We start from the raw sequence: 12,292 nt of genomic DNA on the forward strand, positions 1-12,292 counted from the left end.
TCTCACTTGTCGAAGGTCTTGCCGCCGGTCAAAAGCGGCGAGAGGATCAGCGCCACCGGCGCCTGGGTGGTGACGGCCTGCTTGATCGAGCGGTCGGCGATGAATTCGAGCTCGTCGAGCCTTGTGATAGTGTGGTGCTCCATCGCCAGCGAGTCCAGCACCGGGCGCATGGTGCGGCAGACCAGCGCCTGGCCGTAGTTGAACTCGCCGAGCGTGCCGCGCTCGGAGACGAACATGATCAGCGGGATCTGGTAGGGCACCGCGAGCGAGGCCAGCACGTTGGCGAGCGTGGCAAAGCCCGAGGTCTGCATCAGCACCGCGCCGCGCATGCCGGCCATCCAGGCGCCGGAGATGATGCCGACGGCTTCTTCCTCGCGCGCGGTTGGAAATGTCGTGAAATAGGGATCGGCGTGCAGGTCCTTGATCAGCGTGGTCAGCACCCGGTCGGGCACATAGGGCACGAGCTTGATCTCGTTCCGCTTCAGGGTCTGCAGCACGATGCCGTGCCAGGTGGTCGCCGTCTTCTGGGACGAGGCTTGTTCCGCGGCCGCCATCCTGTTCTCCCTGCTCGTGCGACGCTGATGTTCGCTTGCGGATCGAAACTTGACGCGGTGCCTGTGATTGTCAACATGCCGCGGCCGCAACGCGATCTGCGCAATTCGGCCATCGCTGTGCCGAACCGGCGTGCGATACAGACGGTAACGACAAAGGGACGGAACGATCAAGGGACGGGAGGCGTCGATGGCCGGATGGGTCTGGCGGACCGCCATTGCGGCAGCGGCCATGGTTGCGGCCGGGCTCGCATCCGCGCAGCCATATCCTGCCAAAGCCGTTCACATCCTCGTTCCGTATCCGCCCGGCGGCGGCGTCGACGTGCTGACGCGGACGCTGGCCGAAGTGGTGTCGAAATCCTGGACGCAATCGATCGTGGTCGAGAACCGGCCCGGCGCCGGCGGGGTGATCGCCTCGCAGGCGATCGCAAGCTCCGCGCCCGATGGCTACAATCTGATCATGGTGGCGAGCGGCCATGCCACCAATCCGTTCCTCTATCCAAAGCTGCCCTACGACACGTTCAAGGATTTCTCGCCGATCTCGCTGTTGGCGTCGTCGCCGAACGTGCTGCTGGTGCGCGCGGACTCGCCGTTCAAGTCGGTCGGCGACGTCATCGCGGCTGCGAACGCCAAGCAGGGCAGCCTGTCGTTTGCGCATGCGGGCAACGGCACCTCGACCCATCTCGCCGGCGAGCTGCTCAACAGCCTTGCAAAAATCGATCTCAACGGGATTCCCTACAAGGGCGGCGCGCCTGCGATCAATGATCTGCTCGGTGGACAAATTCCGATGTCGTTCAACAACGGGCCGGAATCGGTCGGGCAGTTGCAGGCCGGCACGGTCCGCGCGCTGGCGGTGACGACGGCCTCGCGCGCGCCGTTCCTGCCTGATGTGCCCAGCATGTCGGAGACCATCCCCGGCTACGACACCGAGGTGTGGTGGGGGCTGCTCGGGCCCGGCAACATGCCGCCCGATCTCGTCGCGAAGATCTCGCATGATTTCGTCGCGGCGGTGAACACCGATGCCGTGAAGGAGCGGCTCGGCAAGCTCGGCGCGATCCCGATCAGCTCGACCCCGGACCAATTCGCGGCCAAGATCAAGGCCGACTACGACAAATGGGGGCCGATCATCAAGGCCGCCGGCATGAAGGCGGAATAGCGATGGCCGCATCAGAGATCCCCGCCTGCCTGCCGCCGCGACCCGTCACGCCGCCGCGCGAGAAGCTGCCGGCGAAGGCCTGCGACACGCATGCGCATGTGTTCGGCCCGGCCGACCGCTTCCCCTATGCCAATGATCGCAGCTACACGCCGCCGGACGCGCCGCTTGCGAACTACCTCGGCATGCTCGACGCGCTTGGATTTGCCCGCGGCGTGCTGGTGCAGGGCAGTGCGCATGGTCGCGACAATTCGGCGATGCTGGATGCGTTGCAGCGCGAGCCCGCGCGGTTGCGTGGCGTTGCGGTGGCCGACGCCGACGTGGCGGCGGGCATGCTGCGGCAATGGCATGTGCTCGGCGTGCGCGCGTTGCGCTTCAACCATTTCTTCCGCGGCGGCCAGTTGCACTATCGCGGCGGCATTCCGCTCGGCGTCGCCGAGACCCATGCGGCCGTGATGGCCGAGCTCGGCTGGCATTTGCAGCTCTGGATCGACGTCAAGGATCTGCCCGGGGCGATCCCGACGCTGAAGGCGCTCGGGCTGCCGGTGGTGGTCGATCACATGGGCCGCACCGATGCTTCCGCCGGCATCAACACCGCGGGCTTCCAGAGCCTGCTGCGCGCGATCGATGAAGGGTGGTGCTGGGCCAAACTGTCAGGCGCCCATCGCCTCAGCCAGCGGGCGCCGGATTATCCAGATGCGCGGCCGTTCCACGAGGCGCTGGTCTCGACCAATCCTGAAAGGCTGGTGTGGGGCGGCGACTGGCCGCATCCGCGGGTCGAGGGCGAGATGCCCGATGCGGGCCATCTGCTGACGCTGTTCCAGCAATGGACGCCGGATGCCGCGACCCGGCACCGCGTCCTCGTCGACAATCCCGCAAGACTCTATGGCTTCCCCAACTGAAAGCTGCCCGAAGACATGACCGTCAACAACAAGCGTGTGTTCTACGTCAAATACCTCGCCCACGAGATCTATGTCGATATCCTGAAAAAGCGGCCGGATGTCCGGCTCGATCGTCTGGAGAACGAGACGCCGGAGCCAGTGTTCGCGCCCGTGCTGGCAGATGCGCATGCCTATCAGATCGGCGCGGCGCGCGATGAGCTGGCGCCGCATTTCCATGCCCATGCCGAGCTGTTGAAGCGCGCACCGAACCTCCTGATCGTCTCCTCGAACGGCGCCGGCTTCGATCCCGTCGACGTCGAGGCCTGCACCGCGGCGGGCGTGCTGGTCGTCAACCAGTCCGGCGGCAACGCCAATTCGGTCGCCGAGCATGCGCTCGGCATGATGCTGACGCTGTCGAAACGCATCATCCAGTCCGACCGCCGGCTGCGGCGCGAGGCCAATGTCAACCGCAACGATCTGATCGGCAACGAGCTGAAGGAGAAGACCGTCGGCATCGTCGGCCTCGGCAATGTCGGCCGCCGCATCGCCGAGCTGTGCAAGGGCCTCCTGCACATGAAGGTGATCGCCTACGATCCGTATCTTTCGGCGGATGAGATGGCGAAGCGAGGCGGGGAGAAGGTCGAGCTCGACGATCTCTTGCGCCGCGCGGACTTCGTCTCGATCTCCTGTCCGCTGGACAGCAAGAGCCGGGGCATGATCGGCGCGCGCGAATTCGCGCTGATGCAGCCGCATGCCTATTTCGTCACGACCGCGCGCGGCTTCATCCATGACGAGAAGGCGCTTGAGGAGGCGCTGCGTGAAAAACGTATCGCCGGCGCCGGCCTCGACGTCTGGGCCAAGGAGCCGCCGCCGCCGGATCATCCGCTCTTGCAGTTCGACAATGTGCTGGCGAGCCCGCACACCGCCGGCGTCACCCGCGAGGCGCGCATCAACATGGGCCGGATCGCCGCCGAGCAGATCCTCGACGCCCTCGACGCAAGCGCCCGCCGCGCATCATCAATCCCGAGGTCTGGCCGGTCTATGCGAAGCGGTTCGAGAAGGCGTTCGGGTTCTTGCCGGGGTAGGTGGCGCTAGCTCATCTTGTCAGGTGAGCACGCTAGTTGGGCTCCCTCTCCCCTTGCGGGAGAGGGTGGGGAGAGGGGTGGCCCCGGGCTAGACAATCGACGAAGGCACGACCGTCGCAATTCGGATCTCGCGTCGCTGGAGCGCAAAGTGAGAGAGCACCCGTGTGGTACCCCTCTCCCAAACCCTCCCCCGCAAGGGGGGAGGGAACCCTGCCGCTTGTGCGTCCCTTACTAGCGAGGCGTGCCCCGCGGCTGCGCGCGGCCAAAATATCGAAAACAACCCCATGCAAAGGAGCCGGCGGCTGCCGGCGTTCGACGAGGCAACTTGACGCGTCGGGCAACTCAGGGGTATATTTCCAATATTCCGAAATAGTGCAAGCGCCCTCACGCTCCCGCAAAGGGGGGAGGGAACCCTTCACTCGGTGCATCTCTCACCTGGAAAGCGGGATTGCCTCGCGGTTGCAAAGCCGTGGGAGACAATCTCGTTGAACCGACACATCCGTCGCCGGATTGCATGAATCGAGAAAATCGCAGGCGCTGATTGGAACCCAGCTCAGCAAAGCGAACACTCGGCAGGCCGTGGAACGAGATGGACTCATAACATAACATAATCTTACCATAACATAACTTTGTTAAACGCCAGGCTGCGCGTTTCTCGCAACAGAATGCGTAACGGGAAGATGCGCGTCCTCGTTGAGCGACGACCGACACGCCTGCGCGCGGCGCGTCTCCAGGGGGATGCAGTGGGAACTCTTGTGGTGCCCGGCCAACACGGTGCGTCGGGATTGTGCGGGCGACGAACGCTGGCTTCGTTGCGTGCCGGGCTGCTTGCGTCGGTGGCGCTGCTGGTGACCGGCTTGCCGGCCGCGGCTCAGGACGCGACCTGGAGTCTCAACCCCACGGCGGGCGGGCCCTACCCGGGGATGCTCGATTTCAATAGCGCCGCCAACTGGACACCGGCAACGGTTCCGACCGGCACCGCCACATTCGGAGTGACGAACAGCTCAAACGTGGGGTTCTTGGAGCAGAACACCAGCGTCGGTGGCTGGACTTTCAATGCCGGGGCTTCCGCTTATACGTTCAACGTTGGCACATACTTCGGGAGTCAGTTACTTACGTTCAATGGCGCCGGCATTGTTAGCAACGGTGGCAGCGCAACCATCTATAACGAGGGCGGCTTCGCGGCCGTATCCACAACACAATTCCTCAACGCGAGCACGGCCGGCAGCGCAACGATCTACAATAGCGGTATTCTCTTGTTCTCCGACAGCAGCTCGGCTGGAACCGCCACCATCGTCGCCGACGACCTTACCCAGACCGCAACACGGTTCTCCAACACGAGCACAGCCGGCAATGCCGCCATCACCAATAACTGGAGTCTCCAGTTCGGTGACAGCAGCACGGCCGGCAATGCCAGGATTCTCAACAACGCCCTGCTCGATTTCTACAACGCGAGCACGGCGGGCAACGCCACAATTATCGCGAAAAGTCTTCTGGTCTTCCACGACACCAGCACGGCCGGCAATGCCAGCATCCTTAACACCGGCGAAACCAATTTCTTCAACGCGAGCACGGCTGGCAATGCCGCGATCATCAACAATCTCAATTTGACGTTCGCGAATTCGAGCACGGCCGGCAACGCCACCATCACGACCAACAGTGGCGGCACGACATCCATTCAAGACGCGGCCAGCGGCGGCACCGCGCGCTTCATCCTGAACGGGACAGGTGCGCTCGACATTTCGAGCCTCACGACAGGCGGCACCACGGTCGGGTCGATCGAAGGGGACGGCACCATCCGGCTCGGCGCCAATACCCTGACGGTCGGCGGCAATGGCCTGTCGACGACATTCTCCGGCGTTATCACCCCGGTTTCCGGCGTGTTCAGTGGGAACGGCGGGCTGATCAAGGTCGGCACCGGCACGCTGACCCTGACCGGAATCAACACGTATACGGGCGGAACGACCTTGGCATCAGGCACGCTCTCTGTTTCGGGGGACGCCAATCTCGGGGCGGGACAATTGATTTTCGATGGCGGCACGCTGGAGGTCAGCGGCGCCGGTTTCACCTCGTCCCGTGCGGTCCAGATCGGGAGCAACGGCGGGACGGCGCAGGTCGACACCGGCTCGCTCACACTATCCGGCGTGATCGCGGACTTTGGCGGCGCGCCGGGTGCCGTCACCAAGACCGGCAACGGCACGCTGGTGCTGTCAGGGAACAACACCTACGGCGGCGGCACCATCATCAATGCTGGCATGCTGCAACTGTCGGGCGCCGGCACGCTGGGCGCGACGAGCGGAACGACGACCGTCAATGGCGGCGGTACGCTCGATCTCGGCGGCACCACGCAGACGCAGGCGGCACTGAAGCTTGCCGGCGGCATGTTGCAGAACGGCTCGCTCAACGGCGCCATCACCTCGACAGGCGGCGCGATCAACGGCCTCGGCGGTGCTGCGAGCCTCGACGCGACCGCCGGCACGACCCTCGTGCTCGGCACCAACACCTATACCGGCGGCACGACGGTGACCAACGCGACGCTGACGGTGAACGGCTCGCTCAGCGATCCGACCATCGGGGCCGGCGGCCTGCTCAACGGCACCGGTTCGGTCGGCGACACGACGATCCAGAGCGCCGGCACCTTCGCGCCAGGCTCCGGCACGCCGGGCACGTCGACGACGGTGAACGGCAATCTCGTATTCCAGCCCGGCGCGTATTATGGCGTGGCGGTCAATCCTTCGACCGCATCCTCTGCCAATGTCACGGGCAGCGCGACGCTCGGCGGTGCCACCGTCAATGCGGCGTTCGCCAACGGCAGCTATATCTCGAAGCAATATACCATCCTGAGCGCGGGCAGCGTCAGCGGCACCTTCGGCGCGCTCACCAACACGAACCTGCCGGCAAATTTCAGCGACACGCTGAGCTACGACGCCGGCCATGCCTACCTCAATCTCACGCTGAACTTCACGCCGCCACCGCCAGGCCCGACCGCACCGAACTTCGGCAGTGGCCTGACCCTCAATCAGCAGCCCGTCGCGAACGCGCTGGTCAACTCCTTCAACACGACAGGCGGCATCCCGATGGTCTACGGCACGCTGACGCCGGCAGGCCTGTCGCAGGCCTCGGGTGAACTGGCGACCGGCTCGCAGCAGACCACCTTCGATGCCACGAACCTGTTCCTGGGGCTGCTGATTGATCCATCCATGAATCGGAACGGGGGAATTGGTGCGGCGCCGGGCACATCGGGCTATGCGGAGGAGGGCGACACAACCGCCTATGCCGCCACACGGAAGACGAACGTGTTCGCGATGTTCACCAAGGCGCCGCCGGTCCCGTTCGTGCCGCGCTGGAGCGTATGGGCGGCGGGCTATGGCGGCTCGCAGTCGACCAACGGCAACGCCATCGTCGGATCGAACGATACCACCAGCAGCGTGTACGGCACCGCGGTCGGTGCCGACTATCTGTTTTCGCCGAACACGATCGCGGGCTTCGCGCTCGCCGGCGGCGGCACCAGCTTCTCGGTCGTCAACAGCGGCAGCGGCCGATCGGATCTGTTCCAGGCCGGCGCCTATATCCGCCACACCGATGGTGCGGCCTACATTTCCGCGGCATTGGCTTATGGCTGGCAGGACATCACCACCAACCGCACGGTGACGGTCGCCGGCATCGACCAACTCCGCGCCGAGTTCAGTGCCAATACCTATTCCGGCCGTCTCGAAGGCGGCTATCGTTTCGCCGCGCCATGGATCGGCGGCATCGGCATCACGCCCTATGCCGCGGGCCAGTTCACGACCTTCGATCTGCCTGGCTATGCCGAGCAGGCCGTCGTCGGCTCAACCGCCTTCGCGCTCACTTACGTTGCGAAGAGCGTGACCGACGTCAGAAGCGAACTTGGCCTGCAAACCGACAAGTCGTTTGCGACGGCCGATGGCGTACTGACGCTGCGCACCCGGTTCGCCTGGGCGCATGATCATGATCCGGACCGGTCGATCGCCGCGACCTTCCAGGCGCTGCCCGGCGCAAGCTTCGTCGTCAACGGCGCAGCGCCGGCCGCCGACTCCGCGCTGACTACGGCTGCGGTCGAGATGAAATGGCGCAACGGCTGGTCTGCGGCGGCGACCTTTGAAGGCGAGTTCTCAGATGTCACCTCGTCCTACGCCGGCAAGGGGGTCGTGCGCTATACGTGGTGAGGGCGGCTCGAGAACGCTGGAGAAAATCTCCGTCGTCGCGGACGCGAATAGGGCAACAAACCCACTGCCAAAGCGCCGCCTCGCGAAGCGTCCGTTGTTATTTTCCCTTAGATATCGACGACTTAGCCCGAAATCGCCATTTTCCTGATGTGCCCGACCATCCCGGGCACGGAAGGAAGATGTGTCATGCGACAGGTCCAGTCATTGCTCCGCAACGCGCCCGCCAAAATCGGCCGCCGCATTGCGCAGATCGTCGCGATCGCGGCCGCCAGCCTGCCGCAGGCGGCGCGTAGTTTTCCCCGCTGCGAACATTCGCAGGCGTCCTTCCGAATTAACTCACGCCTATTTTGCATTAGTGCTAGCGTGGTACCCCCGGGCTCTGCCGGTGCAGCAGGGAGGGTTCCATGTCACGCTTCGTCGTTCATTTCATGAAGGACGTGCTCGGCGGCAATGGCCGCGAGCGCGAGGTCTGCCAGGGCGCGCTCGAGATCGACGCCATGAGCGAGGGCCAGGCAGGCGAGATGGCCAAGGTCAAATTCTGTCAGGAACAATCGCTGTGCGACTGGTCACTGCATGCCGACCGCATCCGGATCGAAGCGGCCGACTTGCACGTGAGCTGACGCGTCGCGCGAGCAGACTTTATTGGCATCGAAAATCACCTCTCCCTTGGGAGAGGTCGCGCGTAGCGCCGGGTGAGGGATTACGGTCTCTCATTTGAGCTGCGGCCCCTCACCCGATTTGCTTGCGCAAATCGACCTCTCCCCGATGGGGAGAGGTGAAACGGAGCTGCGGCCGAACTGCCGCCGATTACTCCGGCAGGATGCGCACGGCTCCCTTCGCCGCGCTGCTGGCGAACGCCGCATAGGCCTTCAGCGCGGTCGAGACGGCGCGCTTGCGCGGCGCCGCCGGCTTCCATGCCGCGTTGCCCTTGGCTTCCATCGCCGCACGCCGGCGCTTCAGCTCGGCGTCGTCGACCTTGAGGTTGACCTTGCGGTTCGGGATGTCGAACTCGATGATGTCGCCTTCCTCGACCAGGCCGATCAGGCCGCCTTCGGCGGCTTCCGGCGAGACGTGGCCGATCGACAGGCCCGACGATCCGCCGGAGAAGCGGCCGTCGGTGATCAGCGCGCAGGCCTTTCCAAGGCCCTTCGACTTCAGATAGCTGGTCGGATAGAGCATCTCCTGCATGCCCGGGCCGCCGCGCGGACCTTCGTAGCGGATCAGCACGACATCGCCGGCCTTCACCTTGTTGGTGAGGATGGCGTCGACCGAGGCGTCCTGGCTCTCGAAGATGCGGGCCGGACCTGAGAACTTCAGGATGCTCTGATCGACGCCGGCGGTCTTCACGATGCAGCCGTCTTCCGCAAGATTGCCGAACAGCACGGCGAGGCCGCCGTCCTTTGAATAGGCATGTGCGGCGCCGCGGATGACGCCCTTCTCGCGGTCGAGATCGACCTCGTCGAAGCGGCGATCCTGGCTGAAAGCTTCCTGGGTCGGCACGCCGCCCGGCGCGGCACGGTAGAAATTGCGCACCTTGTCGCTCGTCGTCCGCACCACGTCCCAGCGGTTCAGCGCGTCGTCGAGCGTTGCGGCGTGCACGGTCGGGCCGTTGGTCGTGAGCAGCCTGGCGCGGTCGAGCTCGCCGAGGATCGCCATGATGCCGCCGGCGTGATGCACGTCCTCCATGTGGACGTCCTGCACCGAGGGCGCGACCTTGCAGAGCACCGGCACCTTGCGCGAGAGACGGTCGATGTCGGCCATCGTGAACGGCACCTCGCCCTCGCGCGCGGCGGCGAGCAGATGCAGCACGGTGTTGGTCGAGCCGCCCATCGCGATGTCGAGCGTCATCGCGTTCTCGAACGACTTGAAGTTCGCGATATTGCGCGGCAGCACCTTGGCGTCGTCCTGCTCGTAATAGCGGCGGGCGAGATCGACGATCAGATGGCCGGCCTCGACGAACAGGCTCTTGCGGTCGGCATGGGTCGCCAGCACCGAGCCGTTGCCGGGCAGCGCGAGGCCGAGTGCCTCGGTCAGGCAGTTCATCGAATTCGCGGTGAACATGCCGGAGCAGGAGCCGCAGGTCGGACAGGCCGAGCGCTCGATCACCTCGACCTCGTCGTCCGACACGTTGGAGTCGGCGGCGGCGACCATCGCGTCGATCAGGTCGACCGCGCGCTTCTTGCCCTTGAGCAGGATCTTGCCCGATTCCATCGGGCCGCCCGAGACGAACACGGTCGGGATGTTGAGGCGCAGCGTTGCCATCAGCATGCCGGGGGTGATCTTGTCGCAGTTGGAGATGCAGACCATCGCGTCGGCGCAATGCGCGTTGACCATGTATTCGACGCTATCGGCGATCAGCTCGCGCGAGGGCAGGCTGTAGAGCATGCCGTCATGGCCCATCGCGATGCCGTCATCGACCGCGATGGTGTTGAACTCTTTTGCCACCCCGCCGGCTTTCTCGATTTCCCGCGCCACGAGCTGGCCGAGATTCTGCAGATGCACGTGGCCGGGCACGAACTGGGTGAAGGAATTGACCACCGCGATGATCGGCTTGCCGAAATCCTCGTTCTTCATGCCGGTGGCGCGCCAGAGGCCGCGAGCACCCGCCATGTTGCGGCCGTGGGTGGTGGTGCGGGAGCGATAGGCGGGCATCGTAAATCCTTGGGCTAAGGTCATTTTTTAAGGGAGATGGGGCTCCTTATGCCCGCCCGTGGATGCGGATTCAAGCGCGGAACCGCATGGCTGAACCCCGCAATTCGGGCAATCCCGAGCGCTCGGCTTGATCTCGGGCGGCGCGGTGCATTACGTGGACGCGCCGGGAAGCCGGCCCAGAATCGAACGAACAACAACAACGAAAATGGGAGAGACGCGTGGCAAGGCTGCCTTTGATTGATCCGGATACCACGAGCGGCGACATCCGCATGGCGTTCGACCGCATGCCGGTCAAGCTCAACATCTTCCGCATGATGGCCCATGCCGAGACCAATGCGATGCCCCTGATGCGGCTCGCCAACTCGATCCTGCACAAGCAGAAGCTCTCCGCGGTCAATCGCGAGCTGCTGATCCTTCAGGCCGCGCAGCTCGAGGGCGGCGCCTATGAATGGCGCCAGCATGTGCCGATCGCGCTCGGCGTCGGCGTGACGCAAGCGCAGATCGATGCCGTCGAGCGCGGCCATTACGACGATGCTTCGCTGAACGCTGCCGAGCGCGCACTGCTCGGCTTCGGTCGCGAGGTGGTCGAGAAGGTCCGGGTGGGCGAGGCGACCTTCGCAGGGGTGCGCGAGCATTTCAGCGACCAGGAGATCGTCGAGACGATCGTTGCGCTCGGCTTCTACATGATGATGGCGCGGCTGACCGAAGCGACCGAGACCGATCTCGATCCGGCCGCCGGCATGGTGGTCTACGAGAGCGGCAAGAAGCGTGGGTGATCTTATGTCGGAGACCTCGCAAGACTCCAAGCCGGAGCGCTATGTCCGTCCCTTGAGCGCGGAATCGTCGGGCACGGCGCCGGGCAGGGGACGCCTCAACGGCCGCCGCATCCTGGTGGTCGGCGGCGGCCAGCGCGTGTTCGACGCCGCGACCGATCCGATCGGCAATGGCCGCGCCATGAGCCTGCTCTTCGCCCGCGAGGGCGCGCAGGTCGCGGTCGCCGACCTCAACCTTGCGTCCGCCGAGGACACGGCCGCGCGCATCGCGTCCGAAGGCGGTCGCGCCTTCGCGATCGCTGCCGATGTCACCAAAGAGGCCGACGTCATCAGGATGATTGATGAAGCTCATCACGCGATGGGCGGGCTCGACGGCATGGTGCTGAACATCGGCACCTTCGGCAAGACCGGGCTCGACAACGTCACCGCCGAGGAATGGAACAGGATCTACGATGTCAACGTCCGCGGCCCGATGCTGTGCTGCCGTGCCGCTCTGCCGAAATTCGCTGACGGCGGCTCGATCGTCTTCATCTCCTCGATCGCGGCGCTGAAGGCAGGATCGCAGATGGCGGTCTATGATTCCTCCAAGGCCGCGCTCGGCGGCCTGATGCGCAACATCGCGCATACCGGTGCGCGGCGCGGCATCCGCGCCAACCTGGTCTATCCCGGGCTGGTCGACACCCCGAACGGCCGCGAGGCCGGCGCCGGCCGGCCGTCGCGCGGCAAGGGCCACGTGCCGTTCGGCCGCCAGGCGACGGCGTGGGAGATCGCCTATGCCGTGCTGTTCTTCATGTCGGATGAGAGCGTCTACGTCACCGCGCAAACGCTGGCGGTGGATAGCGGGCTGAGCGGGATGTAGCGGCGGCGGCGCCGGACTCCACTTCACCTCGCCCCGCGTGCGGGGAGAGGTCGGATCGCATGCAGCGAAGCGGAATGCGATCCGGGTGAGGGGGAGTTTCCGCAAACGCAGCTGTCACCGCGTGTGGGGAGACAGCCCCTCACCCCAACCC

Annotated in this window: 8 protein-coding genes and 1 pseudogene; 7 read left to right on the forward strand and 2 right to left on the reverse strand. The window is 65.0% G+C overall.

The features are described 5' to 3' along the window. Positions 1–2: 2 nt before the first annotated feature. Positions 3–554, reverse strand: coding sequence for a thiamine pyrophosphate-binding protein (locus AKN84_RS29250; protein WP_050423987.1), 552 nt, complete (start codon positions 552–554; stop codon positions 3–5). A 187-nt stretch (positions 555–741) separates the two neighbouring features. On the opposite strand from AKN84_RS29250, the gene AKN84_RS29255 reads away from it, so the two are divergent. The 5 genes and pseudogenes from AKN84_RS29255 (at position 742) to AKN84_RS29275 (ending at position 8,477) form a co-directional block, all read left to right on the forward strand. Further along, positions 742–1,707, forward strand: a complete 966-nt coding sequence (locus AKN84_RS29255; protein WP_050423988.1) for a Bug family tripartite tricarboxylate transporter substrate binding protein — start codon at positions 742–744, stop codon at positions 1,705–1,707. Between the two features lie 2 nt (positions 1,708–1,709). Next, complete coding sequence (locus AKN84_RS29260) at positions 1,710–2,606, forward strand: amidohydrolase family protein (RefSeq protein ID WP_050423989.1); 897 nt, start codon at positions 1,710–1,712, stop codon at positions 2,604–2,606. A 15-nt stretch (positions 2,607–2,621) separates the two neighbouring features. Further along, positions 2,622–3,670 (forward strand): annotated as a pseudogene (locus tag AKN84_RS29265) (hydroxyacid dehydrogenase). A gap of 758 nt (positions 3,671–4,428) precedes the next feature. After that, on the forward strand, positions 4,429–7,857 hold the full coding sequence (locus tag AKN84_RS29270; RefSeq protein ID WP_244485563.1) for an autotransporter outer membrane beta-barrel domain-containing protein: 3,429 nt from the start codon (positions 4,429–4,431) through the stop codon (positions 7,855–7,857). A gap of 404 nt (positions 7,858–8,261) precedes the next feature. Next, positions 8,262–8,477 carry a hypothetical protein gene (locus AKN84_RS29275; protein ID WP_050423991.1) on the forward strand — a complete coding sequence of 72 codons (216 nt, stop codon included), beginning with the start codon at positions 8,262–8,264 and terminating at the stop codon, positions 8,475–8,477. A 187-nt stretch (positions 8,478–8,664) separates the two neighbouring features. Here AKN84_RS29275 and ilvD read toward each other — a convergent pair whose 3' ends face one another. Then, positions 8,665–10,509, reverse strand: coding sequence for a dihydroxy-acid dehydratase (gene ilvD / locus AKN84_RS29280; RefSeq protein ID WP_050423992.1), 1,845 nt, complete (start codon positions 10,507–10,509; stop codon positions 8,665–8,667). Between the two features lie 218 nt (positions 10,510–10,727). Here ilvD and AKN84_RS29285 point away from each other — a divergent pair, with 218 nt between their 5' ends. Both AKN84_RS29285 and AKN84_RS29290 read left to right on the forward strand, forming a co-directional pair. Next, the gene (locus AKN84_RS29285; protein WP_050423993.1) at positions 10,728–11,285 is read left to right on the forward strand and encodes a carboxymuconolactone decarboxylase family protein; all 558 of its coding nucleotides are present in this window, start codon (positions 10,728–10,730) and stop codon (positions 11,283–11,285) included. Between the two features lie 4 nt (positions 11,286–11,289). Then, the gene (locus AKN84_RS29290) at positions 11,290–12,141 is read left to right on the forward strand and encodes an SDR family NAD(P)-dependent oxidoreductase (RefSeq protein WP_050423994.1); all 852 of its coding nucleotides are present in this window, start codon (positions 11,290–11,292) and stop codon (positions 12,139–12,141) included. Positions 12,142–12,292 lie beyond the last annotated feature (151 nt).

The organism is Bradyrhizobium tropiciagri, from assembly GCF_001189845.1.
Taxonomy (GTDB): Bacteria; Pseudomonadota; Alphaproteobacteria; order Rhizobiales; family Xanthobacteraceae; genus Bradyrhizobium; species Bradyrhizobium tropiciagri.